This window comes from Stenotrophomonas sp. YIM B13575 (assembly GCF_042787595.1).
Classification (GTDB): Bacteria; Pseudomonadota; Gammaproteobacteria; order Xanthomonadales; family Xanthomonadaceae; genus Stenotrophomonas; species Stenotrophomonas lactitubi_B.
This window is the reverse complement of sequence record NZ_JBHZOP010000026.1, coordinates 18,131-42,389: the sequence shown is the minus strand read 5'-3', so window position 1 is coordinate 42,389 and position 24,259 is coordinate 18,131. Positions and strand designations below refer to the sequence as shown.

21 protein-coding genes, 1 other RNA gene and 1 pseudogene are annotated in these 24,259 nt (G+C 67.8%); 6 read left to right on the top strand and 17 right to left on the bottom strand.

The genetic code is table 11. The features are described from left to right. Nucleotides 1-93 precede the first annotated feature (93 nt). The 14 genes and pseudogenes from ftsZ to mraZ all read right to left on the bottom strand — a co-directional run bounded on the left by ftsZ (nucleotide 94) and on the right by mraZ (nucleotide 15,861). Nucleotides 94-1,329 (bottom strand): cell division protein FtsZ, encoded by a 1,236-nt coding sequence (gene ftsZ / locus ACFX4F_RS06075; protein ID WP_025876577.1) that lies wholly within the window; start codon nucleotides 1,327-1,329, stop codon nucleotides 94-96. Nucleotides 1,330-1,490: 161 nt separating this feature from the next. Then, nucleotides 1,491-2,726, bottom strand: coding sequence for a cell division protein FtsA (gene ftsA, locus ACFX4F_RS06070; RefSeq protein ID WP_025876580.1), 1,236 nt, complete (start codon nucleotides 2,724-2,726; stop codon nucleotides 1,491-1,493). A 68-nt stretch (nucleotides 2,727-2,794) separates the two neighbouring features. Then, nucleotides 2,795-3,472 (bottom strand): annotated as a pseudogene (locus ACFX4F_RS06065) (cell division protein FtsQ/DivIB); the annotation flags it as partial. Then, nucleotides 3,469-4,431: a D-alanine--D-alanine ligase gene (locus ACFX4F_RS06060; protein ID WP_380653238.1), complete on the bottom strand. Its 963-nt coding sequence runs from the start codon at nucleotides 4,429-4,431 to the stop codon at nucleotides 3,469-3,471. The pseudogene ACFX4F_RS06065 and the gene ACFX4F_RS06060, both read right to left, overlap by 4 nt. Next, nucleotides 4,428-5,864: a UDP-N-acetylmuramate--L-alanine ligase gene (gene murC, locus ACFX4F_RS06055; RefSeq protein ID WP_380653235.1), complete on the bottom strand. Its 1,437-nt coding sequence runs from the start codon at nucleotides 5,862-5,864 to the stop codon at nucleotides 4,428-4,430. Before murC ends, ACFX4F_RS06060 begins: the two co-directional genes overlap by 4 nt. Nucleotides 5,865-5,904: 40 nt before the next feature. Next, a complete protein-coding gene (gene murG, locus ACFX4F_RS06050; RefSeq protein ID WP_380653232.1) occupies nucleotides 5,905-6,993 on the bottom strand; it encodes an undecaprenyldiphospho-muramoylpentapeptide beta-N-acetylglucosaminyltransferase in 1,089 nt (362 codons plus the stop codon). After that, a complete protein-coding gene (ftsW, locus tag ACFX4F_RS06045) occupies nucleotides 6,990-8,309 on the bottom strand; it encodes a putative lipid II flippase FtsW (protein WP_099820300.1) in 1,320 nt (439 codons plus the stop codon). Before ftsW ends, murG begins: the two co-directional genes overlap by 4 nt. Then, on the bottom strand, nucleotides 8,309-9,394 hold the full coding sequence (mraY, locus tag ACFX4F_RS06040) for a phospho-N-acetylmuramoyl-pentapeptide-transferase (protein WP_025876592.1): 1,086 nt from the start codon (nucleotides 9,392-9,394) through the stop codon (nucleotides 8,309-8,311). The genes ftsW and mraY overlap by 1 nt, the downstream gene beginning before the upstream one ends. Next, nucleotides 9,384-10,778, bottom strand: coding sequence for a UDP-N-acetylmuramoyl-tripeptide--D-alanyl-D-alanine ligase (gene murF / locus ACFX4F_RS06035; protein ID WP_380653227.1), 1,395 nt, complete (start codon nucleotides 10,776-10,778; stop codon nucleotides 9,384-9,386). The genes mraY and murF overlap by 11 nt, the downstream gene beginning before the upstream one ends. Further along, on the bottom strand, nucleotides 10,775-12,334 hold the full coding sequence (locus tag ACFX4F_RS06030; RefSeq protein ID WP_380653224.1) for a UDP-N-acetylmuramoyl-L-alanyl-D-glutamate--2,6-diaminopimelate ligase: 1,560 nt from the start codon (nucleotides 12,332-12,334) through the stop codon (nucleotides 10,775-10,777). Before ACFX4F_RS06030 ends, murF begins: the two co-directional genes overlap by 4 nt. Then, complete coding sequence (locus tag ACFX4F_RS06025; RefSeq protein ID WP_099820302.1) at nucleotides 12,331-14,175, bottom strand: penicillin-binding protein 2; 1,845 nt, start codon at nucleotides 14,173-14,175, stop codon at nucleotides 12,331-12,333. Before ACFX4F_RS06025 ends, ACFX4F_RS06030 begins: the two co-directional genes overlap by 4 nt. Next, nucleotides 14,172-14,435, bottom strand: coding sequence for a cell division protein FtsL (gene ftsL / locus ACFX4F_RS06020; protein ID WP_025876599.1), 264 nt, complete (start codon nucleotides 14,433-14,435; stop codon nucleotides 14,172-14,174). Before ftsL ends, ACFX4F_RS06025 begins: the two co-directional genes overlap by 4 nt. Beyond that, nucleotides 14,432-15,400: a 16S rRNA (cytosine(1402)-N(4))-methyltransferase RsmH gene (rsmH, locus tag ACFX4F_RS06015; protein WP_025876600.1), complete on the bottom strand. Its 969-nt coding sequence runs from the start codon at nucleotides 15,398-15,400 to the stop codon at nucleotides 14,432-14,434. Before rsmH ends, ftsL begins: the two co-directional genes overlap by 4 nt. Before the next feature lie 14 nt (nucleotides 15,401-15,414). Beyond that, nucleotides 15,415-15,861 carry a division/cell wall cluster transcriptional repressor MraZ gene (mraZ, locus tag ACFX4F_RS06010; protein WP_025876601.1) on the bottom strand — a complete coding sequence of 149 codons (447 nt, stop codon included), beginning with the start codon at nucleotides 15,859-15,861 and terminating at the stop codon, nucleotides 15,415-15,417. A 324-nt stretch (nucleotides 15,862-16,185) separates the two neighbouring features. On the opposite strand from mraZ, the gene ACFX4F_RS06005 reads away from it, so the two are divergent. Both ACFX4F_RS06005 and ACFX4F_RS06000 read left to right on the top strand, forming a co-directional pair. Next, nucleotides 16,186-16,962 (top strand): NRDE family protein, encoded by a 777-nt coding sequence (locus tag ACFX4F_RS06005; RefSeq protein ID WP_380653218.1) that lies wholly within the window; start codon nucleotides 16,186-16,188, stop codon nucleotides 16,960-16,962. Between the two features lie 251 nt (nucleotides 16,963-17,213). Then, the gene (locus ACFX4F_RS06000; RefSeq protein WP_380653215.1) at nucleotides 17,214-17,684 is read left to right on the top strand and encodes a DM13 domain-containing protein; all 471 of its coding nucleotides are present in this window, start codon (nucleotides 17,214-17,216) and stop codon (nucleotides 17,682-17,684) included. A 101-nt stretch (nucleotides 17,685-17,785) separates the two neighbouring features. Here the strand turns inward: ACFX4F_RS06000 and rnpB are convergent. From rnpB to rsmI, 3 genes are all read right to left on the bottom strand, one after another. Beyond that, nucleotides 17,786-18,137, bottom strand: an RNA gene (gene rnpB, locus ACFX4F_RS05995) — RNase P RNA component class A. A gap of 115 nt (nucleotides 18,138-18,252) precedes the next feature. Continuing rightward, a complete protein-coding gene (locus ACFX4F_RS05990; protein ID WP_380653212.1) occupies nucleotides 18,253-19,020 on the bottom strand; it encodes a PDZ domain-containing protein in 768 nt (255 codons plus the stop codon). A 163-nt stretch (nucleotides 19,021-19,183) separates the two neighbouring features. After that, on the bottom strand, nucleotides 19,184-20,002 hold the full coding sequence (rsmI, locus tag ACFX4F_RS05985; RefSeq protein ID WP_099820306.1) for a 16S rRNA (cytidine(1402)-2'-O)-methyltransferase: 819 nt from the start codon (nucleotides 20,000-20,002) through the stop codon (nucleotides 19,184-19,186). Between the two features lie 81 nt (nucleotides 20,003-20,083). Here rsmI and ACFX4F_RS05980 point away from each other — a divergent pair, with 81 nt between their 5' ends. The 4 genes from ACFX4F_RS05980 to ACFX4F_RS05965 are packed head-to-tail and all read left to right on the top strand — an operon-like array spanning nucleotide 20,084 to nucleotide 24,126. After that, a complete protein-coding gene (locus tag ACFX4F_RS05980) occupies nucleotides 20,084-21,805 on the top strand; it encodes a penicillin-binding protein activator (protein WP_380653208.1) in 1,722 nt (573 codons plus the stop codon). Continuing rightward, nucleotides 21,795-22,163: a YraN family protein gene (locus tag ACFX4F_RS05975; RefSeq protein ID WP_380653205.1), complete on the top strand. Its 369-nt coding sequence runs from the start codon at nucleotides 21,795-21,797 to the stop codon at nucleotides 22,161-22,163. Before ACFX4F_RS05980 ends, ACFX4F_RS05975 begins: the two co-directional genes overlap by 11 nt. Next, nucleotides 22,163-22,744, top strand: a complete 582-nt coding sequence (locus tag ACFX4F_RS05970; protein WP_380653202.1) for a metal-dependent hydrolase — start codon at nucleotides 22,163-22,165, stop codon at nucleotides 22,742-22,744. The genes ACFX4F_RS05975 and ACFX4F_RS05970 overlap by 1 nt, the downstream gene beginning before the upstream one ends. Next, complete coding sequence (locus tag ACFX4F_RS05965) at nucleotides 22,741-24,126, top strand: FAD-binding oxidoreductase (RefSeq protein ID WP_099820309.1); 1,386 nt, start codon at nucleotides 22,741-22,743, stop codon at nucleotides 24,124-24,126. Before ACFX4F_RS05970 ends, ACFX4F_RS05965 begins: the two co-directional genes overlap by 4 nt. Nucleotides 24,127-24,259: the final 133 nt, after the last annotated feature.

Sequence of the window (24,259 nt, the reverse complement as noted above, 5' to 3'; positions counted from 1 at the left end):
GAAGCAGGGCGGCCGGGCCCATCCTGGCCCGGCGCCCGCGTTTTCAGGACATGGTGGCGCAACCCGGGGGGGACAAGCCCCGGGCAGCGTCGATCAGTCCGCCTGGCGGCGCAGGAACGCCGGGATGTCCAGGTAATCGTTCGGCAGTTCCGCCGCGGCCGGGGCCGAGGAGGCCGGAGCCGACGGGGTGGAAGCTGCCACGCTGTCGCTGCTGGCCCGACGCAGGCCCAGGCCCATGCCGCCGACGGCCTTGGACACGGCATCGCCGCCGTTGTCGAACTCGCCGAACTCCGGCTGGCCGGTGGTGGCGTTGCGGACCAGCTTGATCGGTGCACGCTCGCCCGGACGCTGGGTCTTGCTGGCCGAGACGCGGTTCAGACCCGTGGCGACCACGGTCACGCGCACTTCGTCCTGCATGTCCGGATCGAGCACGGTACCCACCACCACGGTCGCGTCTTCCGAAGCGAAGCCGTCGATGGTGCGGCCGATCTCGTCGAACTCGGCCATGGTGAAGTCGGCACCGGCGGTGATGTTGACCAGGATGCCGTTGGCACCGGCCAGGTTCACATCGTCCAGCAGCGGGTTCTGGATGGCCGACTCGGCCGCTGCCTGCGCGCGGTCATCGCCGCGGGCGGTACCGGTACCCATCATCGCCAGGCCCATTTCGGACATGACGGTGCGCACGTCGGCGAAGTCGACGTTGATCAGGCCCGGACGCACGATCAGGTCGGCGATGCCCTGCACGGCGCCCTGCAGCACGTCGTTGGCAGCGCGGAAGGCCTGGATCATGGTCGCGTTGCGACCCAGCACGGTGATCAGCTTCTCGTTGGGAATGGTGATCAGCGAGTCGCAGTGCTGGCTCAGTTCTTCGATGCCCTTCAGCGCGACCTGCATGCGGCGACGGCCTTCGAACGGGAACGGCTTGGTGACCACGGCCACGGTCAGGATGCCCATCTCCTTGGCCAGCTGTGCCACCACCGGCGCCGCGCCGGTACCGGTGCCACCGCCCATGCCAGCGGTGATGAACACCATGTCCGCGCCCTGCAGCGCGTCCATGATGCGCTCACGGTCTTCCAGCGCAGCCTGGCGGCCGACTTCCGGATTCGCGCCTGCGCCCAGGCCCTTGGTGACATTGGTACCCAGCTGCAGCTGCAGCTTGGCACCACAATTCTTGATGGCCTGCGAGTCGGTGTTGGCGGTGATGAATTCCACGCCATCCACTGCCGAGTTGACCATGTGCGCCACGGCATTGCCGCCGCCGCCGCCCACGCCAACCACCTTGATCACCGCATTGGGTGCCATCTTTTCGATCAGTTCAAAATGCGCCATGTCCGTGTCCTCGTTGTATCCGCTTTCGATTGCATGGGCCTTCGGGCGTCCTGCCTTCGTGCTGCATGCCGTCGTTGCGGCTGTGTGGGTTATGTGTTGCCGGTGTTGCGTCGTGTTGCCGGTGTTGCAACCGGGCGAGCCCGGGTAGTGCAGGTTCCGCGTCAGAATTCGCCGCGGAACCAGGTCTTGAGTTTCTTGAACATGCTTCCGGCGCGACCGGTCGGCAGCGACGGCCGGCGCGGATGCTCGATCTGGCTGCCCATCAGCAGCAGGCCCACGCCGGTGGCATGCACCGGGTTGCCCACCACTTCGCCCAGCCCGGTGACGTGCTGCGGAATGCCCACGCGCACCGGCATCTGCAGCATTTCCTCGGCCAGTTCGACCACGCCTTCCATCTTCGAGGCACCACCGGTCAGCACCATGCCGGCGCGCACCAGTTCCTCGAAGCCGGAGCGGCGCAGTTCGGCCTGCACCATTTCGAAGATCTCTTCGTAGCGGCCCTGCACGGCCTGCGCCAGCGCGTGGCGCGGCATGCGGCGCGGCGGACGATCACCGACCGACGGCACCTGGATGCTTTCCTCGGCGGTGGCCAGCTGGGCCAGGGCACACGCGTAGCGCACCTTGATCTGCTCGGCTTCCGGGGTCGGCGTACGCAGCATGTGCGCGATGTCGTTGGTCACGTGGTCGCCGGCGATCGGCAGCGAGGCGGTGTGGCAGATCGCGCCCTGCACGAACACCGCGATGTCGGTGGTGCCGGCGCCCATGTCGACCAGCACCACGCCCAGCTCGCGCTCGTCGGCGGTCAGCACCGCCACGCTGGAGGCCAGCGAGGACAGCACCAGGTCGTCCACCTGCAGGCCGCAGCGCTGCACGCATTTGCTGATGTTGGCGGCGGCCGACTGCGCGCACACCACCAGGTGCGCATGCACCTCCAGGCGCACGCCGGTCATGCCGACGGGGTTGCGGATGCCTTCCTGCGAATCATCCAGCACGTACTCGCGCGGGATCGCATGCAGGATCTTCTGGTCGGCCGGGATCGCCACCGCCTTGGCCGCATCAAGCACGCGATCCAGGTCGCCCCAGGTCACTTCGCCGTCGCGGATCGGCACGATGCCGGGCGAGTTCTTGCACTGCACGTGGTTACCGGAGATGGAGGCATACACCGAGCGGATCTCGCAGCCGGCCATCAGCTCGGCTTCTTCGACCGCACGCTGGATCGACTGCACGGTCGATTCGATATCCACCACCACGCCGCGCTTGAGACCGCGCGACTCGTGCGAGCCGATGCCGATCACTTCGATCGGGTTGCCCGGCGAATACTCGCCCACCAGCGCCACCACCTTGGAGGTGCCGATATCCAGGCCGACGATCAGCGATTTGTCACCCTTGCGATTCATGTTCTTTCCTGCGTCCTTCGTGCCGGGGTGCCCGGTGCATTGGCGGGGGCGGCCGGAGTGCCCCAGCTCAGCGTGAAACCATTGGTATATCGGAGGTCGGCGCGCTCGATCGGCGCGGCCTGGTTGGCCAGCTGCGGCAGCACGCGCACGAAGCGCTGCAGGCGCGAACGCGCATCGTCGCGGCCGACCACCACTTCAGTGCCGTTGCTCAGCAGCAACGACCAGCTGCCGCGCGCGTCCATGGTCAGCCGGCGCACATCGACGCCAGCCGGCGCGAACAGCGCGCGCGAATCGTTGTAGAGCTTGACCACTTCCTCGGTCTGGCTGTCCGGGCCATCCAGCTCGGGCAGCTGCAGGTCGGCCAGCTTCTTCGGCGTGGGGAACAGCTTGCCCTGCTCGGACAGCAGGCGACCTTCGCCCCAGCGCGCGAACGGCTTGTGCTCGACCAGCGTCACTTCCAGCACGTCCGGCCACTGCTTGCGCACCTGCGCGCTTTCCACCCACGGCAGTTTTTCCAGTGCGTCCTGCGCGTCCTGCAGCTTCACCGCGAAGAAGCCGGCATGTGCATACGGCAGCAGCACCTGCTGCAGCTGTTCCGGCGGTACCCGCTTGAACTCACCGTGCACGCGCAGCTTCGCCAGCGGCCAGCGCTCGGCGCCAACCCAGCCATTGACCACGGCCACCACCGGCAGTGCAACCACCGACAGGGCCAACAGCCAGACGAAGATGCGCAGCACCGCGTTCATGCGTGCGATGCCTCCAGGGTCTGTTCCAGCACGCGCCACACCAGTTCTTCGAAGCTGATGCCGGCCTGCCCGGCCGCCTTGGGCACCAGCGAGTGGCTGGTCATGCCCGGCGCGGTGTTCACTTCCAGCAGGAAGAAGCGACCGCTGGTGCGGTCACGCATCACATCGACGCGCCCCCAGCCACGGCAACCTGCGGCGCGGAAGGCCGCCAGCGCGATGCGGCGGATCTCTGCTTCGTCCTCACCGTCCAGGCCCGGGCACAGGTACTGGGTGTCTTCGGCGATGTACTTGGCGTTGTAGTCGTACCACTGGCCCTTGGGCACGATGCGGATCGACGGCAGCGCGACATCGCCGAGGATGGCCACGGTCAGCTCGTCACCCACCACCATCTGTTCCATCAGCAGCTGGCCGTCGTAGCGCGCGGCGAGGGCCACCGCTTCGTCCAGGCCGGCGTCGTCGGTGACCCGGCTGATGCCCACGCTGGAGCCTTCATTGGCCGGCTTGACCACCACCGGCAGGCCGAGCTCGGCGGCCAGCGCGTGCACCGTGGAGGCATCGACCTTCCGATACTGCGGGGTCGGCAGGCCCAGCGACAGCCACACCTGCTTGGTGCGGATCTTGTCCATGCTCAATGCCGAGCCCAGCACGTTGGAACCGGTGTAGGGCACGCCGAAGGCGTCCATCAGGCCCTGCACGATGCCGTCCTCACCACCGCCGTTGTGGCCGTGCAGGATGTTGAACACGCGATCGATGCCGCCGGCCGCCAGCGCCTTGGCCAGCGCCGGAATGCCATCGATGGCGACCGCATCGACGCCGCGCGATTGCAGCGCTTCCAGTACGTTGCGGCCCGAATCCAGCGACACTTCGCGTTCACTGGAGCTGCCACCGAGCAGCACCGCGACGCGGCCGAACACGGTCGGGTCGGTGCTGCGCAGCGGCGGGAAGGTCAGCGCGCTCACGCCTCGCCCTCCGCCTTGAAGCCTTCCACGGCAATGTGGCTGGCGACGGCGCCGATGTCGCCGGCACCCATCATCAGCAGCAGATCACCGTCCTGCAGCACGTCCGGCAGCACGGTTGCCAGCTCGGACGCCTTGCCGACCACCACCGGCTCGCTGCGGCCGCGCGCGCGGATGGCGCGGGCCAGCGCATGCGAATCGGCACCGGCGATCGGCTCTTCACCGGCCGGATAGACCTCGCTCAGCACCAGTGCATCGACGCTCGACAGCACCGCGGCGAACTTGTCGAACTGATCGCGGGTACGGCTGTAACGGTGCGGCTGGAAGGCCACCACCAGGCGCTTGTCGGCCCAGCCGCCACGCGCGGCAGCGAACACCGCTTCCAGCTCGCTCGGATGGTGACCGTAGTCGTCGATGATGCGGACCTTGGCACCGCTGGCGGTGGTCACTTCGCCCAGATCGTTGAAGCGGCGACCGACGCCCGCGAAGCTGGCCAGCGCACGCGCGATCGTGTCCGGAGACACGCCCAGCTGCCAACCCACCGCCGCAGCGGCCAGCGCGTTGAGCACGTTGTGCTTGCCCGGCAGCGCCAGCACCACTTCCTGGCTGGTGCCCTGCGGCAGACGCAGGGTGAAGCGCATGCGCGAACCTTCCTGCACCACGTTCTCGGCGCGCACGTCGGCCTGCGGGCTCATGCCGTAGCTCATCACATGGCGCGGGGTCTTGGCGGCCAGTGCGGCCACTTCCGGATCGTCGATGCACAGCACTGCCAGGCCGTAGAACGGCAGGCGCTGCAGGAACTCGGCGAACGCCGCCTGCACGCGGGCGAAGTCGTTGCCGTAGTTCTCCAGATGGTCGGAATCGATGTTGGTGATGATCGACATCAACGGGTTCAGGCGCAGGAAGCTGCCATCGCTCTCGTCGGCCTCGGCCACCAGCCACTGGCCACCGCCGAGCTTGGCGTTGGCACCGGCTGCCAGCAGCTGGCCACCGATCACGAAGGTCGGATCCAGCCCGCCTTCGCTCAGCACCGCAGCGGTCAGGCTGGTGGTGGTGGTCTTGCCATGGGTACCGGCCACGGCGATGCCGCGGCGGAAGCGCATCAGTTCGGCCAGCATCGCCGCGCGCGGCATGATCGGGATGCGCTGGCTGCGCGCTTCCATCAGCTCCGGGTTGTCCTCGCGGATCGCGCTGGAGACCACCACGCAGTCGGTGCCCAGCACGTTGGCAGCGGAATGGCCGCGCATGATGCGCGCGCCCAGGCCGGCCAGGCGGCGGGTGGCAGTGTTGTCGGCGTTGTCCGAACCGGACACTTCGTAGCCCAGCGTCAGCATCACTTCGGCGATGCCGCTCATGCCGGTGCCACCGATGCCGACGAAATGCACGCGCGGGAACGCGCGCACCAGATCGTTGGTGTCATGCAGGCGGCGGATCATGCGCGGCCTCGCGCAGGGCAGGCGCTGGAGCGTGCCTTCTTCATACAGCTTCCTCGAGAATGATATCGGCGATGCGCTCGGCGGCATCGACCTTGGCCAGGGCACGCGCGGCTTGCGCCATCTGCATGCGGCGGGCGGGATTTTCGGACAGATCAAGCAGCAGCGCGGCAATGCCGTCTGCCAGCGTTTCATCCTGCTTCAGCAACACGGCCGCGTCGCGCTCGACCAGATACTCCGCATTGCGGGTCTGGTGATCGTCGACAGCAGCGGGGAATGGCACCAGCACGCTACCGATGCCGACCGCACAGAGTTCGGCCAGCGTGGACGCGCCGGAACGGCACACCACCAGGTCGGCCCAGGCAAAGGCTTCGGCCATGTCGGCGATGAACGGCGTCACGTCGCCCTGCACGCCCGCCTTGGCATAGGCCTCGACCGCTTCGGCATGCAGCTTCTCGCCGCTCTGGTGACGCACCACCACCGGCACCTGCGCACCGAGCGCGGCCAGTGCCTGCGGCACACCACTGTTGAGCGCGCGAGCACCCTGGCTGCCGCCCAGCACCAGCAGGCGCAGCGGACCGCTGCGATCGGCCAGCCGCTGTTGCGGCGGCGCGACCGCGGCAATTTCGGCGCGCACCGGGTTGCCCACGAATTCCTCGCGTGCAGCGAAGGTGCCCGGGAACCCGGTCAGCAGGCGGCGCGCGTAGCGCGACAGGATGCGGTTGGTCAGGCCCGGCGCGCGGTTCTGTTCGTGCACGATCAGCGGCAGGCCGTGCAGGCGCGCGGCCATGCCACCGGGACCGGAGGCAAAGCCACCGAAGGCGACCACCGCACGCGGCTGGCGATCACGGATGATCAGGCCGGCGGCACGCAGCGCGCGCATCAGGCGCCACGGCGCGGCGAGCAGGGCCAGCTTGCCCTTGCCACGCAGACCAGTGATGGCCAGCGTATCGATGCGGATGTCGTGCTGCGGAACCAGACGGGTTTCCATGGCGCCATCAGCACCCATCCAGGTGACCGGCACGCCACGCGCGCGCAGCACGCGGGCCACGGCCAGGCCCGGGAAGATGTGCCCGCCGGTACCACCGGCCAGGATCATCACCGGCCGGGCGTTGTTCTGGACCGCGCTCATCCGAGCCTCCCGAAGGTAGGTTCGACGCGCGACTGCAGGCGGCTGGTGCCGCGCACGGCAGCCGACTCGGCAGCGGCCGGTTCGGCGGCCATCGGCACCTTCTTCGCCACCGGTGCGGCTGGCGCCTCGGCCGGAGCCGGGCCAGCAACGTCGTCGGCGGCGCCCATGCGCACGGCCTGGCGGCGCTCGGCACGCTTCAGCTCATACGACACGCGCAGCAGCAGGCCCATCGCCACGCAGGTCATCAGCACAGACGAACCGCCCGACGAAATCAGCGGCAGGGTCAGGCCCTTGGTCGGCAGGATGCCCAGGTTCACGCCGATCGAGACGAAGGTCTGCATGCTGATCCACAGGCCGATGCCGAAGGCGATGTAGCCGGAGAAGTGGCGCTTCATTTCCACGCAGCGCATGCCCAGCCAGAACGTGCGGCCGACCAGCAGCGCATACAGGGCCACGATCGTGCAGGTGCCGAGGAAACCGAATTCCTCGGCGGTGACCGAGAAGATGAAGTCGGTGTGCGCCTCGGGCAGGTAGTACAGCTTCTGCACCGAGTTGCCCAGGCCGACGCCGGTCCACTCGCCACGCCCCACCGCCATCAGCGCGTTGGACAGCTGGTAGCCGTCGCCCTGCTGGTCGGCCCACGGGTCGAGGAAGGAGGTGATGCGGCGCATGCGGTACGGCTCGATGATCGCCAGCGCGCTCATGCCCACCAGGCCGATCACCACCGGCATCGACATGCGCGGCATGTTCACCCCGCCCAGCACCAGCATGCCGGCGGTGATCGCCAGCAGCAGGGTGGACGAACCGAAGTCGGGCTGCAGCAGCAGCAGTACCACCAGCGCACCGGCCACGCCCAGCGGCTTGAGCATCGCCGGCCAGGTGGCGTTGACCTCGTCGCGGAAGCGCACCAGGTAGCTGGACAGCCAGACGATGTAGAGCACCTTCACCGCTTCGACCGTCTGGAACTTGGAGATGCCCAGGTTGATCCAGCGGCGGGCGCCGTTGACGCTGCTGCCCAGGCCGGGAACGAACACCACCACCAGCAGCGCGAAGCAGCCCAGCAGCAGCATCTGGTTGTACTGCTCGATGGTCTTCAGCTCGGTGCGCGCGGCCATGATCGCCAGCACGATGCCGACCGCCAGGAAGATCAGGTGGCGGTTGAGGTAGTAGAACGGGCTGCTCATCAACGCGATCGAACTGGACGCGACCATCACCACGCCCAGCCCGGTGAGCGCGATCATCGCGCCGAGCAGCCACTTGTCGTAGCTGCCACCGATGGCCTCAAGGCGTGTTGCCTGGTGCGACAGGTCATTCATCAGCGTACCTTCAACGTGGCCAGGCCGATCAGCACCAGCACGACGGAGATGATCCAGAAGCGCACGATCACGCGCGGCTCCGGCCAGCCCTTCAGCTCGAAGTGGTGGTGGATCGGCGCCATGCGGAACACGCGCTTGCCGGTCAGCTTGAACGAGGCGACCTGGATCATCACCGACAGCGTTTCGATGACGAACACGCCGCCCATGATCACCAGCACCAGTTCCTGGCGGGTGATCACCGCGATGGTGCCCAGCACCGCGCCCAGCGACAGCGCGCCGATATCGCCCATGAACACCATGGCCGGATAGGTGTTGAACCAGAGGAAGCCCAGCCCTGCGCCAGCGATTGCCGCGCAGATGATGACCAGCTCACCGGCGCCCGGAATCTGCGGGATCTGCAGGTAGTTGGCGAACACGGCGTTGCCCGAGGCATAGGCGAACACGCCCAGCGCGCAGGCCACCAGCACGGTCGGCATGATCGCCAGCCCATCCAGGCCGTCGGTCAGGTTGACCGCGTTGGAGAAGCCGACGATCCAGAAATAGGCGATGGCCACGAAGCCGATGCCGGCCAGCGGCAGCGCCACCGACTTGAACATCGGGATATAGAAGGTCAGCGCCGCCGGCACGTCGGCGGTCTGGAACAGGAAGATGCCCGCGGCCAGGCCGAAGATCGACTGCAACAGGTACTTCCAGCGCGACTTCAGGCCGTTCGGGTCGCGGCGGACGATCTTGATCCAGTCGTCGTACCAGCCGATGGCGCCGAAGCACAGCATCACCGCAAGCACCAGCCACACGTAGCGGTTGCGCAGGTCGGCCCACATCAGCACCGACAGGGTGACGGTGAGCAGGATCAGCGAACCGCCCATGGTCGGCGTACCGGCCTTGGAGAAATGGGTCTGCGGACCATCGGTCCGGATCGGCTGGCCGCCCTTGAACTGGGCAAGCTTGCGGATCATCGCCGGGCCAAGCCACAGCGACAGGAACAGCGCCGTCAACGCGGCAAGGATGGCGCGGAACGTCTGGTAGTTGAACAGCCCGAACAGGCTCTCCAACTGCTGCAACCATCGAGCCAGTTCATACAACATGCGGGGATTCCTCTCCTTGCGCCAGCAGCGCTTTGACAATCGTGTCCATGGCGCTGCCACGGGAACCCTTGACCAGGCAGCGCACGCCGGCGTGCAGCTCGTCCTTCAGCGCCTGCGACAGCGCGTCATGGGTGGTGAAATGACGTCCGCCCTCGCCAAACGCGGCCGCAGCGGCAGCGCTGAGCGGACCCAGCGCATACAGGCGCTTGAGGCCGGCGGCACGCGCGCGGAGACCCGCCTGTGCATGCAGCGCCTCGGCATCGGGACCGAGTTCGCGCATGTCGCCCAGCACCAGCCAGCCCTCTTCCGGTGCGGCGGCCAGTGCGTCGATGGCGGCGGCCAGCGAACCGGGGTTGGCGTTGTAGCTGTCGTCCACCAGCACCGCGCCGTTGTGCAGCTGATGGGCGATCTGGCGGCCCGGCACCGGCTGCGCTTCGGCCAGGCCGGTGGCGACCAGTGACAGTTCGATGCCGGCGGCAAGCGCCAGGCTGGCGGCGGCCAGTGCATTGCTGATGTTGTGGCGACCCGGCAGACCCAGCACCACGCCCGCCTCGCCCATCGGCGTGACCAGGGTGAAGCGGCTGCCCTGCGCACCGGCGCGGATGTCGCGCGCGGTGACGTCGGCGGTGTGTTCCAGGCCATAGCGCAGCACCCGGCAACGTGCCGGGGTACCGATGAAATGCTGTTCGAACCAGCGCCCGTAGGCGTCGTCGACATTGATCACCGCCACGCCATCGGCCGGCAGTGCGGCGTAGATCGCGCCCTTGGTCACGGCCACGCCGAGCAGGCTGCCCATCCGCTCCAGGTGGGCCGGGGCGATGTTGTTGACCAGGGCATAGCGCGGGCGCGCGATGTCGGTCAGGTAGGCGATGTCGCCCGGCTTGCCGGCGCCCATCTCGTATACGGCGTAGTCGGCATCTTCCGGTGCGTCGATCACTGCCAGCGGCAGGCCGATCTCGTTGTTGCGGTTGCCCGGGTTGGCATAGACCACCTTGTGCGCGTGCTGGGCCACCTGCTGCAGGATCGCCAGCAGCAGGCTCTTGACGCTGGTCTTGCCGTTGCTGCCGGTGATGGCGAACAGTTCGGTGGCACGGTCGCGCTGCATGCCGGCGGCGATCTTCGCCAGCGCGCGCTCGCTGTCGGCCACCAGCACCTGCGGCAGGTCCAGCGGCAGCAGGCGCTCGACCAGCAGCGCGCTGGCGCCTCGTGCCTGCGCATCAGCGGCGAAGTCATGGCCGTCGAAGCGTTCGCCACGCAGCGCCACGTACAGGCTGCCCGGGCCAAGGCCGCGGGTATCGTTGCTGATGGCATCGATGGCTACGTCGTCGCCGTGGATCTCGCCACCGGCCCAGTGGGCGATCAGCGAAAGCAGGGTGCGCTTCATGCCGCGCCCTCCCCGGCCTGCGGGCCCTCTTCCGCGTCCTGCGGCCGGGCCACTAGCGCATCCATGCGCGTCGCTGCTAGAACGCCGGTCTTGGCGGCCAGTGCCGCGGCGGCCACTTCGGTGTCGTCGAAGTCATGGCGCACGCCATTCACTTCCTGGTACGGCTCATGGCCCTTGCCGGCAATCAGGATGATGTCGCCGGCACCGGCGCGCTTCACCGCCAGGCCGATCGCACGCGCGCGGTTGCGCTGCACGGTCACGGTGGAGGCATCAGCGAAGCCGGCCAGGATGTCGGCCACGATCACGTCGCCATCTTCGCCACGCGGGTTGTCGTCGGTGACGATGACCTGGTTGGCCAGACGTTCGGCAATCGCAGCCATCTGCGGACGCTTGCCGGTATCGCGCTCGCCGCCACAGCCGAACACGCAGAACAGCGTGCCCTGCAGGTGGCCGTGCAGGCTGTCCAGTGCCTGTTCCAGCGCATCGGGGGTGTGTGCGTAGTCGACCACCACGGTTGGCAGGCCGTCCTCGCCGCCGAGGCGGTTCATGCGGCCACGGATCGGCTGCAGCGCCGACAGCACCTCGGCAATGCGCGGCAGCGGATGCCCCAGCGCATGCAGGCTGCCGGCCACGGCCAGCAGGTTGTCCACGTTGAAGCGGCCCAGCAGCGGCGACTGCACCGCAGCGCGCTGGCCGTCGATGATCAGCTCGAAACCGATGCCGCGGCCATCCAGCTGCAGCGCGTCGGCGCGCACGCTGGCGCCGTCGGCACCGCGCGAGCTCAGGCCGATGGCCTGCACGCCCGCCGGCAGGCCGGCGAACAGCTGGCGACCGAACGCATCGTCAAGATTGATTACCGCCGCCTTCAGGCCCGGGCGGTGGAACAACCGCGCCTTGGCCGCGCCGTAGCTGGCCATGTCGCCGTGGTAATCGAGGTGATCGCGGGTGAGATTGGTGAACACCGCCACGTCGTAGTGCACGGCATCCACGCGGCCCTGGTCCAGCGCGTGCGAGCTGACTTCCATCGCCACCGCACGCGCGCCGTCGTCGCGCAGCTGTGCCAGCAGCGCATGCATCTGCAGCACCAGCGGGGTGGTGAAACCGGTCGGCTCGACCGCACCATAAAGTCCGGCGCCCAACGTGCCGATACTGCCACTGGGCGTACCGAGCAGGTGCCAGGCCTGGGCCAGCAGCTGCACGGTGGAGGTCTTGCCGTTGGTACCGGTCACGCCAACCATGGTCATCGCCCGCGAAGGCGCGCCATGGAACTGGTCGGCCATCGCACCCAAGCGCGCACGCAGGTCCGGCACGGCGATGGCATCGGCCGGTGCAGGCAGTTCGGCGGGCGCCGGTGCTTCGAACAGGATGGCGCCGGCACCGGCTGCGCGCGCCTGCTCGACAAAGCCCAGGCCATGCGCGCCGAAACCGGCGATGGCGACGAAGGCATTGCCGGGGCGCACGGCACGGCTGTCCAGCACCAGGCCGGTCAGAACGGGATCATGGCCCGCCAGGGCCACGTCCGGAAGCAACTGCGAAAGCAACATCGAAGGGCTCATTGCGTGCCTCCCGTAGCGGGTGGCACATGGGATTGCGCGCTGGGCAGCGCGGCATCGAATTCAGCGGCGGCATCCGCCGGCAGTGCGGCTTCAGCTGGCGGCACCGGCAGCACCGAGGCCGAATGGCCGATCTTTCCGGACTGCTGGGCAGCCAGCCACGACTGCAGGTCGTCCAGCGGCACGTCCATCAGGCGCAGGGTGCCTTCCATCACGTTGTGATAGACCGGCGCCGACACCAGGCCGCCGTAGAACTTGCCGCCCTGCGGGTCGTTGATGACGATGACGGTGGCAAACCGCGGATTGGTGGCCGGCACCACGCCGGCGAACAGCGCGTTGTAGTGGCCACGCTCGTAACCACCGGGGCCGGTCTTGCGCGCGGTACCGGTCTTGCCGGCCACGCGATAGCCGAGCACCGCCGCCTGCTTGGCGCCGCCCTGGGTGACCACCGTTTCCATCATCGCCACCACCTGCTTGGCGACGTTCTCGTCGATGATCTGATGTGCCTCGTTGCGCTGGCCCTTGACGAAGGTCGGCGCGATCAACTTGCCGCCGTTGGCCAGCGCCGAATAGGCGGTGGCGATCTGCAGCGGCGTGACATTCAGGCCATAACCATAGGACATGGTGGTCTTGGTGGCACCGTCCCAGTTGGCCGGGCGTCGCACTACGCCGCCGGATTCACCCGGGAAACCACTGTGCGGCACCGAGCCGTAGCCGAAGCGGCGCACGCCATCGTAGAACACCTGGTCCGGCATCTTCGCCGCGACCTTTGCCGCGCCGATGTTGGAACTGCGGGTGATCACGCCGGTGACGTTCAGCACGCCGTTGTTGCGCGGCACGTCGCGGATGGTGAAGCGGGCAACCTGCATGTAGCCCGGGTTGGTGTCGATCACGGTGTCTTTGGTCACGACCCCGGCCTGCAGCGCCGTGGCGATGGTCAGCGGCTTCATCGTCGAACCCGGCTCGACCAGATCGGTCACCGCACGGTTGCGGCGCGTGTCCGGCACCGCGCCGTTGAGCGAATTCGGGTTGTAGGTCGGCAGGTTGACCATGGCCAGGATCTCGCCGGTGGTCACGTCCATGATCACCATCGAGCCGCCGGCCGCCTTGTTGGCCACCAGCGCATTGCGCAGTTCCTTGAAGGCCAGGTACTGGATGCGGCGGTCGATGCTGAGGGTGAGGTCCTTGCCCGGCTCGGCGGCACGCAGCAGATCGCTTTCGACGGTCTCGCCCTTGCGGTTGCGGATCACCCGCTTGCCGCCGGGCTTGCCACGCAGCCATTCGTCGAACGCCAGCTCCAGACCTTCCTGGCCGCGGTCGTCGATGTTGGTGAAGCCCAGCACGTGCGCCATCGCTTCACCCTGCGGGTAGAAGCGGCGGAACTCGCGCTGTGCCGCCACGCCCGGAATCTTCAGGGCGACCACGCGCTCTGCCTCGTCCGGATTGATCCGGCGACGCAGGTACATGAATTCCTTGTCCGACTTCTGCGACAGGCGGCTGCTCAGCTCGTCCACCGACATGCCCACGGCCTGCGCCAGCTCGGGAATGCGCTCGGGCGAACGCAGCAGGTCCTGCGGGTTGACCCAGATCGAGGCGACCGGCGTGGACACGGCCAACGGCTCGCCGTTGCGGTCGGTGATCATGCCGCGCGAAGTCTTGATCGGCAGTTCGCGCAGGTAGCGCGCTTCGCCCTGGCGCTGGTAGAAGTCGCTGTTGATGATCTGCACGTAGGCGGCACGACCGACCAGCGACACCGAGCACAGGCCGAGTGCCAGAGCCACCCAGCGCAGGCGCTGGCGCAGGTTGAAGGCGTTGCGGGGACGGTTGCGGCCGGTCTTGCTCATGGGCGCACCACCACGACGTCGGCGGCCTCGGGGAACTTCATGCCGAGCTTTTCGCGGGCGATGCTGTCCACGCGGTTGGCTTCGGCCAGGGTCGCCTGCTCCAGCTGCAGGCGGCCGAATTCGATGTTCAGGTCATCGCGCGCGCGCTCGGCGCGCGACAGTTCAATGAACGTCTGCCGGTGACGGTGACGCACGAACACGACGCCGATCGCCGAGGCCACGGTGCAGGCCAACAGGATGATCAGCAGCAGCCGGCTCATGCATCGGCCTCCCGCTTCTGGGCCACACGCAGCACGGCGCTGCGGGCGCGCGGGTTCATCGCCAGCTCTTCGTCGGTGGCCTTGATGGCGCCACCGATCAGGTCCAGCGTCGGCACGAATGCCTGCGCCTCGGGAAGCCGGCGGTTGGCCGGCGGCGCCTTGGCCAGGCGGTTCATGTACTGCTTGACGATGCGGTCTTCCAGCGAGTGGAAGCTGATCACCGCCAACCGGCCACCGGGCTTCAGGCGCTCCACCGCCGCATCGAGCCCGGCTTCCAGATCGGCCAGTTCGCGGTTGATGTGGATGCGGATGGCCTGGAAGCTGCGCGTGGCCGGGTGGATCTTGTCCTTGCCACGCGGCATCACCGAGGCGATCAGCTCGGCCAGTTCGGCGGTGCGGGTGAACGGCTGCTTCTCACGGCGGGCCACGATGGCGCGGGCGATGCGCCGGCTCTGCCGCTCTTCGCCGTAGGTCCACAGCACGTCGGCGATCTCACGATCTTCCACGCGGTTGATCCACTGCGCAGCGCTTTCGCCACTGTCCGGGTCCATGCGCATGTCCAGCGGGCCGTCCTTGCCGAAGCTGAAACCACGCTCGGCGACATCCAGCTGCGGCGAGGACACGCCAAGGTCGAACAGCACGCCGTCCAGGCCTTCGGCGGTCTCGTTCCACTGCAGCAGCTGGGCGAAGCTGCCGCGGAAGATCGACACGCGCGGGTCCGGCGCGAAATCGCGCTCGGCAACGGCAATGGCTTCCGGATCCTTGTCCATGACCAGCAGGCGTCCCTCGGGACCGAGCTGGGTGAGCACGCCACGTGCATGACCGCCACGACCGAACGTGCCATCCAGATAACGTCCGTTTTCGATCACCCTCAGGCCTTCCAGGACCTGGGTGTACAGGACCGGCAGATGCACCGCCGGCGACTGCGACACCGGAAGGTGACCGGTCTGCGCTTCTGGGCGCATCCGGGCACCCCGGCTCACAACTTCAGGTCGAGCAACCCATCACCCAGATCCTCATCAGACAACGTCTGCTGGATCAGGGCCCGATGCGCCTGCTCGCTCCACAATTCGAATTTGTCGCCCATACCGAGCAATACCGCCTTCTTCTCAATGCCCACCGCACCGCGGTGGCTGGCGGGAATGCTGATGCGACCGTTGCCGTCCAGCTCCAGGTGGGCGGCTGAACCGACCAGCTTCTGCTGCAGCAGACGTACGACGCGCTGTGTGTTGGGTTTGGACATGACGTCGTCGCGTACCCGCTCCCATTCCGACTCGGCATACAGCCACAGGCAGCCGGACTCGAAGGGGTTGTAGGTCAATACGAGACGGTTGTTGCTGACGCGCGCAACCAGGTCGCGGTGAGCGGTGGGAACCGCCATGCGTCCTTTGTCGTCAACTGTGATGGCCGTCTCGCCCTGGAACACGACGCCTGCACCTTATCCTTCGCCCGGTGAAACATTGAACCACGAAAATCCACAAAACACCCGGATTTCCCTCTGATGCCCACCTTAGCAGCGGCCCAAGGGTTGTCAACAACTTTTCAGCAGGGAAATCGCCAGCCGCATCAATGGCTTGCGCCGATGTTTAGAGAGTTGTTCAAGGTTTATCCACAAGTTGCTGATCCGTCTCAATTTTTGAGATTGAACGGAAGTTCAGGGGTGTGGAGGGCGCGTGAAACATGGCCTGCGCATTCATCCAGATCGGGCCGAAAGCGACGCCGCTCTGCGCAAACCGGGCACAATGGCCCCATGTGCCTGCTTGCTCTTGGCTGGTTGCACCACCCGCGCTGGCGGTTGGTCATGGCCGGCAACCGTGATGAGTTCCACGCCCGCCCCACCGCGGCCCTGGCCCCCTGGCAGGATGAGACGTCCGTCATCGGCGGGCGCGACCTGCGCTCCGGCGGCGGCTGGGCCGGCGTCGGTGCCGGCGGCCGGATGGCGGTGGTGACCAACGTCCGCGATCCGCAGGCGTCCCAGACCGGGCCGTCACGTGGCGCCCTGGTGGCCGACTACCTGCGTGGCCGCGATCCGGCGGGCACGCATATAGAACGTCTGGCCGGAATCTCCGCGGCCTACGCCCCGTTCAACCTGCTGCTGGCCGATGGCCACAGCCTGGAATACCTGGGCAACCACCCGGCCGAACGGCAGACGCTTGGTCCAGGCGTACATGGCATGTCCAATGGCGCTATCGACGCGCCCTGGCCGAAGACCCGACGGTTGATGGACGCGCTTTCCGCTTGGCTGGAACAGGACGGGGCCAGATCCCTTTCCCAAGCGGAAAGGGATCTGGCCCCACTGTGGAATGCCCTGGCCGACGAACACCGCCCGGCCGACAGCGACCTGCCCGATACCGGCATCGGCCTGGAGCGCGAACGCTGGCTCAGCCCCGCCTTCATCCGCGGCGACGACTACGGCACCCGCGCCAGCACCGTGCTGCTGATTGACGCGAACGGCCACGGCGAAATCCACGAGCGCCGCTTTGGGCCGCAGGGTGTACCCAGCGGGCAGAGTCACGTCATTTTCTGACCGGAAGGGTGGTGCCAGCGCTCGGCGTGTCGTGTTCTGCATCGAATGAGCCGTTGGCGGAACAGACCAAACGCGTCATTCAGCGTCCGGGCGCGACCAATACCCGCCTCTGCCACAAGGGCTGCAGCACCACAGGCACCCCGCTGTGCCCTTTTCGCCTTCGGCACTGTGTCTATAAATGTCGCCCTCAGCCTCCCAAGGTGGTCCTGCCCGGCGCCCTGCCGCGCGATCCACAGCCACAAGGAGGCCCCGTGCGCCGCATCCTCATCCTGCTCGCCACCCACGTACTCACCCTCGGCCTTGGCTTCGGCCTGGGCGTGTATTTCCTGCCCATCCTGATCGCGCCCGACGATCCGCCGGTCGAGCAGGTACAGACCGCGATGGCCGACGCCACCTATCGCACCACCTTCCGTCGCGACCTCAAAGGCAGCGACGCGGTGCATTGGGCCGAAGGCAAGGTCAGCGTCAGCGCCCGCCAGGTCGCCTTCGACGGCAAGATGGGTCCCGGTCCGGACTACAAGGTGTATCTGGTCCACGACTTCGTCGACAACAAGGCCGACTTCCTGAAGATCAAGGACAAGGCCCAGCGCATCGGCGAGGTCAAGACCTTCAACCGCTTCCTGGTGGAGGTGCCGGCCGATGTGGACGTGGATGAGTTCACCACCGTGGTGGTGTGGTGCGAGCGCTTCTCGCAGTTCATTTCCGCCGGGCAGTACCGCTGACCGCACAGGGTCGGATCCCTTTCCGCAGGAAAGGGCTCTGACCCCGAAATCCCAAGCCGGTAGTTCCACGCCATGCGTGGATGGCTGTGGATGGAATGAAGGGGCGGAGCCGGCCGATAAGCCGGGTTCTGTCGTGGACAGTCATTCCTCTAGGCGTTACGTCGCCGCAACGCTCAAGCAACCTACCCGGATCCAACGCGGGCCGCGCCAATGGATCCCTATTTGGTCTTGCTCCAGGTGGGGTTTGCCGTACCGGTCTGTTGCCAGACTCGCGGTGCGCTCTTACCGCACCATTTCACCCTTACCGGCCTTCCGAAGAAGACGTAGGCGGTATCTTTCTGTTGCACTTTCCGTCGGCTTGCGCCGCCCAGGCGTTACCTGGCACCTTGCCCTATGGAGCCCGGACTTTCCTCGGCACCCCCGAAGGGATGACGCGACTGTCTGGCCGACTCCGCCGCGCGTATTCTACCGCACGCGCGCCTGCCCTGCCGGGTTGATCACGGCGCGCGGTTCATCCGCCCCGGCAGTAGCGCCACGCCATGCCTGGCTGCACAGCGCACCCGCAGGCTCAACGCGCCTGTGCGGGCGCCAGCAACGCCGCCCGCGATTCCAGCACCATCGCGATATCCAGTTCCTGCGACGACGCCCCGGTTGCCAGAGCCAACGCCGTGCGGCGCACCTTCAGTTGTATGCGGTCACCCGGCGCGTATGCGCGAAGGACCTGTTCAATGCCGTAGATCGTCGCCACGGCGGTGCCCTGCACCGACAGCACCACGTCATTCGCCCGCAGGCCGGCCCGCTCGGCGTTGCTGCCGCTGAGCACGTGATTGACCAGCGTGCCTCCCGCCATTCCCAGCCCCAACGCCGGACGCAAGGCATCGGCGCGATCATCGACAGCGCCGTTGGCAGAGCGCGACATCTCGGTGTGGGCGAGCAGGCGCCCCTCCAGCCGTTCATCGAAATACGGGGCCTGCAAGGCAAACCCGCCACATTCCAGCACGCCACGCAGCGGCGGCTGTTTGTAGCTGCCGTGAAGCGTTTGACGCAGCTGCGTCCACTGCTGGGCGCTGACATACCGGTGCTGGCTGGCTGCCATCTGCTGGTAGGCCTGCTCGATTTCTTCGCGCGCGGAAGGATCCACCTGCGGGCACCCCTCGGCCAGGTCCACTGCTTCCCGCGCCGCCGTGTAGATGACCATTGCGTGGTTGCCCTCCACATACGGCCCCTGCTGCAGCTGCACCAGGCCCGGATCGAACAGCGCATAGCCGGTGAAGCCAGGCCCCAGTTCGGCGGGATGGAGCGCCTCGCCTGCCCAGGCGTGGGCAGAAACCGCCATGGCCAACACCAGTGAAAATCCTTTTGCCGACATCGTTTTCGTCCTTGTCTGCGGTTTCTTCATCCACGCATGGCGTGGATCTACTGTGCACACGCAATGGCGTGGATCCAGCCGCACCGCAGTAGAGCCACGCCATGCGTGGCTGCGATTCACCCAACCCCGATCAACTGCCGTACAACGCCTTGCGCGGTGCACCGGTCAACTCGGCGGCCAGCTTGGCCGCGGTCGACGGCGGCAGGTGCTCGCTCAGCTTGGCGTAGACCTGGCGGCCGTGCGCCAGCTGCGCCTCGGCATCATCGCCAGCGCCCTGCACCATCACCACGAACTCGCCCTTGCGCTGGTTGTCGTCCGCTTCCACCTGCGCCAGCAGCCCGGCCAGGTCGCCGTCCAGCACGGTCTCGAACAGTTTGGTCAGCTCACGCGCCAGCACGGCCGGGCGCTCGCCGCCAAAGATCGCCGCCATGTCGGCCAGGGATTCGGCAATGCGGTGCGAGGATTCGTAGAACACCATCGTGCGCACTTCGCCGGCCAACCCCTGCAGGCGGTCGCGGCGGCCGCTGGCCTTGGCCGGCAGGAAGCCTTCAAAGGTGAAGCGGTCGCTGGGCAGGCCGGCCACGCTGAGCGCGGCAATGGCGGCGCAGGCGCCGGGAATCGGGCTGACCTTGATGCCGGCCGCGCGCGCCGCACGGACCAGGCGGAAGCCCGGATCGCTGACCAGCGGGGTGCCGGCATCGCTGACCAGCGCCAGCGACTCGCCCGCCTGCAGGCGCGCCACCAAGCGCTGGGCCAGGGCCTCTTCGTTGTGCTCGTGCAGGGCCACCAGCGGCTGCTGGATGCCGAAATGGGACAGCAGCTGGCCGCTGCGGCGGGTGTCCTCGGCGCAGATGGCCGCCACCGAACGCAGTACTTCCTGCGCGCGCGGGCTCAGATCGGCCAGGTTGCCGATCGGCGTGGCGACGACATACAGGGTTGGGACACTCATTTCAGCGGTACTCACGGGGCAAGGGTAGAATCCTAGCGTGTACCTGGCCAAGGCCGCTGCCCTCATCGCATGGACCCGATCATGAACAAGCCCGCCGCACGCATCTCTGCCCTGTCGCTGTCGTTGATGCTGCTGGCCGGTTGTGCCACCACCAGCCTCGTCAGCGCGCCCGAATCGCCGGCCCAGAGCCAGGCGCTGGCGCTGATCGAACAAGGCAAGCCGCGCGACGCCGCCCTGCAACTGGAAGCGCTGGCCGCCACCCTGCGGGGTGGTGCCCGCAGCAACGCCCTGGCCGATGCGGCCTGGGCCTGGCATCTGGCCGGCGACAGCGCCCGCGCGCGCAGTCTGCTGGGCCAGGTGACCGCCCGCCAAGTGAACGGTGCCAGCCTGCAGCGTTACCAGCTGGCCAGTGCCGAGCTGGCGCTGGCCGACAAGCAACCGGCGCAGGCGCTGGCCCTGCTGAAGGATCATGGCGACAACGTGCACCCCAGCCTGCGCACGCGCTGGTCCCTGGCCCGCGCCAATGCCCTGCAGGCCACCGGCGATGCCTTCGGCGCCGCCACCGAACGCGCCCGTGCACATGCCGGTCTGACCGGTGCCGCGCGCAGCGAGAACCAGGCCGCGATCTCCGGCCTGCTTGGCACCCTCGACGATGCCACCCTGCGCAGCCGCGCCGCCGCCTTGCCGGCCAATGACCCGCTGTACAACTTTGCCGGCCGTGCGCTGATCGCGCGTGGCCTGCCGCTGCCGCGCCCGTTCGATCGCGATGGCGCCGCCCAGTTCGACACCAGCAAGCGCCCGCCGGCGATGAGCGATGGCTACCGACCGCCGGCCAAGCTGGCGGTGCTGTTGCCGCTCAGCGGCCGCCTGGCCACCGCCGCGCAGCCGGTGCGCGATGGCCTGCTCAGCGCCTACTACGGTGAAACCCGCCGTCGTCCGGAGGTCAACTTCTTCGACACCGCCGGTACCCCGGCCGGTGCGCTGGCCGCGTATGACAAGGCCGTGGCCTCCGGTGCCGACTTCGTGGTCGGCCCGCTCGGCCGTGACGAAGTGGATGCCGTGTATGGCCGCCAGCAGCTGCCGGTGCCGGTGCTGGGCCTGAACCGCGGCAAGGATGCGCCGCCGGCCGGCAGTGCCGGTTTCTCGCTGGCGCCGGAAGACGACGGCATCGTCGCAGCCGAATACATGCGCGGCCGCGAGCGCAGCAAGGCGCTGGTGATCAACAGCAGCGACGACACCGGCCGCCGCGCCGCTGCCGCGTTCGCACAGCGCTTTGCCCAGCGCGGCGGCAGCGTCGCCGCCACCATCGCGGTCAGCGAAACGGTGGGGGATGTCAGCGCGCAGATTCGGAATGCCGGCGCGGTCGATGCCGTGTTCCTGGCCGTACGTGCACCGCAGGCCCGCCTGCTGGCGCCGCAGCTGGCGCTGGCCGGTGCCGGTGGTGCCACCCGCGTGGGTACCTCGCAGCTGACCACCGGCAGCGGCAAGGTCGAAGAAGACGTGGCGCTGGACGGCATCATCTACCCGAATGAAGCCTGGAACGTGCGCAGCGTGTCCGGCGTGCCGTCCGCTGCCCAGGTCGCGCAGACCCTGCCCAGCGCGCGCGGTGCGGCCAGCCGCCTGTTCGCCTTCGGCGCCGATGCGTGGAAGATCAGTGCCTACCTGGACAAGCTGGCCACCGAAGGCGGCCTGGACGGCGCCACCGGCACGCTGTACCTGGACAGCAACGGCAACATCCTGCGCCAGCCGGCATGGTCGACCTTCAGCGGTGGCCGGCCGATGCCGATCGCCGGTGGTCGCTGAGCACCTGCAACGTGGCTCGGCGGTGGAAACCGCCGCCGAGCAGCATCTGCAGCAGGCCGGGTTGCAGCCGCGCGCACGCAACGTGCGTTATCGCGGCGGTGAACTGGACCTGGTGATGGATGACGCCGGCACCGTGGTCTTCGTGGAAGTGCGCTATCGCGCGCGACAGGACTTCGGTGGCGGCGCGGCCTCGGTCGATGTTCGCAAGTGCAGGCGTTTGGCCCATGCCGCCCTGCTGTATCTGCAGGACCATCCTGCCTTGGCCGATGCGCCCTGCCGTTTCGATGTGGTGGAAGCCAGTGGTGATCCGCCGCAGCTGCGGTGGCTGCGCGATGCGTTCCGGTTGGATGACTGCTGATGCCGTCGATCATCACCCATGCCGCCGTGCCGCTGGCGCTGTGGTGCGCCGCTGATCGCGGCCGCATTCCGCCGCGCCTGCTGGCCGCGGGTGTGATCGCCGCCATGCTGCCCGACGCCGACGTGCTGGCCTTCGCCCTGCACATTCCCTATGCCGATGCGTTCGGCCATCGCGGTGCCAGCCATTCGCTGGTGTTTGCTGGCGTGCTGGCGGTGTTGGCAGCGTTGCTGGCGTTCTTTGGTAGTCGCCGACCTTGGTCGGCGGGTTTGTGCCAACCAAGGTTGGCATCTACCGTTCAAGCGGCGACGTTCGTCTTCGTCTGCGCCGCCAGCCATCCGCTGCTGGATGCGATGACCTCCGGCGGGCTGGGCGTCGCCCTGGCCTGGCCGTGGAGCGAACACCGCTTCTTCGCGCCGTGGCGGCCGATCCGCGTTTCGCCCTTCGCCCCCCAGTTCTTCAGCGCGCGCGGCCTGGCCACGCTGCTGTCGGAACTGCGTTGGGTGTGGCTGCCGCTGGTCGGCGCCGTTGTTGCGTGGAAACTGATTCAACCCGCCCCTGCTGCCCCACGAGATCCGTCATGAGTACTGCCCTGCCCGCTGCATTGATTGCCGAACTGTCCGCCCTGCTGGGTGCCGATGGCTGGCGCATGGATGACGGCGCGCTGGAGGCGAACGCGCAGGACAACTCCTGGCGCCACCAACGTCCGATGGCTGTGGCACTGCCGGCAGATATCGAACAGGTACAGGCGCTGGTGCGCGCCTGCCGCACGCACGGCGTGGCACTGGTTGCGCGTGGCGCCGGCACCGGCACCACCGGCGCGGCCGTTCCATTGCCCGGCAGCATCGTGCTGTCGTTCACCCGCATGGACCGCATCGTCGAGATTCGTGCCGGTGACCGCTGCGCCGTGGTGCAGCCAGGCGTACTCAATGGAACGCTGCAGCAGGCGCTGGCACCGCACGGCCTGTTCTGGGCACCGGACCCGTCCAGCGCGGAGATCTGCAGCATCGGCGGCAACCTGGCCTGCAATGCCGGCGGCCCGCGCGCGGTGAAGTACGGCACCAGCCGCGACAACGTGCTGGGCCTGGTGGCGGTCACCGGCACCGGTGAGGTGATCCGCTGCGGCGGCGCGTATACCAAGGATGCCACCGGCTACGACCTCACCCATCTGCTGGTGGGCAGCGAAGGCACGCTGGCGCTGATCGTGGAAGCCACCCTCAAGCTGACCCCGTTGCCGGTCAGCCAGGCGGGCCTGCGCGTGCTGTACCGCGACGCCGATGCGGCCGCCGCTGCCGTATCGCGGCTGATGTCGCAGCCGGTGGTGCCCACGCGATTGGAGTTCATGGACGCACGCAGCCTGCAGCTGCTGCGCCTCAACGGTGCCGACGTGCCGGAGGCCGGCGCGATGCTGCTGGTCGAGGCCGACGGCGACCACGACACGCTGCCCTACCTGCTGCAGGCATTGGCGACCGCCGCCGAGGGCGACGGCATGATCGAACTGGACGTGGCGATGGAAGGCCGCGCGCGCGATCAGTTGTGGGCCGCACGCAAGGCGCTGTCGCCCGCACTGCGCAGCGTCGCCCCGGGCAAGATCAACGAAGACGTGGTGGTACCGGTGTCGCGCATTCCGGAACTCGTATCTGGCGTGCAGGCATTGGCGCGCGAGTACGCGCTGACCATCGTCACTTTCGGCCATGCCGGCAACGGCAACCTGCACGTCAACATCCTTTACCACCCGGACGACGCCGACGAGAACGCACGCGCACATGCCGCACTGCCGAAGATCTTCGAACTGACGCTGGCGTTGGGCGGCACGCTGTCCGGCGAACACGGGATTGGCCTGGCCAAACGCGATTTCATGGCGCAGGCATTCACCCCGGCGACGTTGGCGGCGATGCGCGCGATCAAGCACGCACTGGACCCGGACGGAATTCTCAACCCAGGCAAAGTGCTGCCGCCGGTGTGACAGCCGCCGGGCGTGGCCCGGCGCTACCGATTGCGCGGGGTCGGATCCCATCGCAACGGCGATGGGCTCTGACCCCGTCATGTGTAGCGCCGAGCCCACGCTCGGCTGCTCTCCGGTCAGATCACGAAGAACG

What these genes read in the sequence shown, in the direction of transcription:
- ftsZ (WP_025876577.1), bottom strand. Translation starts at nt 1,329, where the DNA reads ATGGCGCATTTTGAACTGATCGAAAAGATGGCACCCAATGCGGTGATC.
- ftsA (WP_025876580.1), bottom strand. Translation starts at nt 2,726, where the DNA reads ATGAATCGCAAGGGTGACAAATCGCTGATCGTCGGCCTGGATATCGGC.
- murC (WP_380653235.1), bottom strand. Translation starts at nt 5,864, where the DNA reads ATGATCCGCCGCCTGCATGACACCAACGATCTGGTGCGCGCGTTCCCG.
- murG (WP_380653232.1), bottom strand. Translation starts at nt 6,993, where the DNA reads ATGAGCGCGGTCCAGAACAACGCCCGGCCGGTGATGATCCTGGCCGGT.
- ftsW (WP_099820300.1), bottom strand. Translation starts at nt 8,309, where the DNA reads ATGAATGACCTGTCGCACCAGGCAACACGCCTTGAGGCCATCGGTGGC.
- mraY (WP_025876592.1), bottom strand. Translation starts at nt 9,394, where the DNA reads ATGTTGTATGAACTGGCTCGATGGTTGCAGCAGTTGGAGAGCCTGTTC.
- murF (WP_380653227.1), bottom strand. Translation starts at nt 10,778, where the DNA reads ATGAAGCGCACCCTGCTTTCGCTGATCGCCCACTGGGCCGGTGGCGAG.
- ACFX4F_RS06030 (WP_380653224.1), bottom strand. Translation starts at nt 12,334, where the DNA reads ATGAGCCCTTCGATGTTGCTTTCGCAGTTGCTTCCGGACGTGGCCCTG.
- ACFX4F_RS06025 (WP_099820302.1), bottom strand. Translation starts at nt 14,175, where the DNA reads ATGAGCAAGACCGGCCGCAACCGTCCCCGCAACGCCTTCAACCTGCGC.
- ftsL (WP_025876599.1), bottom strand. Translation starts at nt 14,435, where the DNA reads ATGAGCCGGCTGCTGCTGATCATCCTGTTGGCCTGCACCGTGGCCTCG.
- rsmH (WP_025876600.1), bottom strand. Translation starts at nt 15,400, where the DNA reads ATGCGCCCAGAAGCGCAGACCGGTCACCTTCCGGTGTCGCAGTCGCCG.
- ACFX4F_RS06005 (WP_380653218.1), top strand. Translation starts at nt 16,186, where the DNA reads ATGTGCCTGCTTGCTCTTGGCTGGTTGCACCACCCGCGCTGGCGGTTG.
- ACFX4F_RS05990 (WP_380653212.1), bottom strand. Translation starts at nt 19,020, where the DNA reads ATGGCGGTTTCTGCCCACGCCTGGGCAGGCGAGGCGCTCCATCCCGCC.
- rsmI (WP_099820306.1), bottom strand. Translation starts at nt 20,002, where the DNA reads ATGAGTGTCCCAACCCTGTATGTCGTCGCCACGCCGATCGGCAACCTG.
- ACFX4F_RS05980 (WP_380653208.1), top strand. Translation starts at nt 20,084, where the DNA reads ATGAACAAGCCCGCCGCACGCATCTCTGCCCTGTCGCTGTCGTTGATG.
- ACFX4F_RS05970 (WP_380653202.1), top strand. Translation starts at nt 22,163, where the DNA reads ATGCCGTCGATCATCACCCATGCCGCCGTGCCGCTGGCGCTGTGGTGC.
- ACFX4F_RS05965 (WP_099820309.1), top strand. Translation starts at nt 22,741, where the DNA reads ATGAGTACTGCCCTGCCCGCTGCATTGATTGCCGAACTGTCCGCCCTG.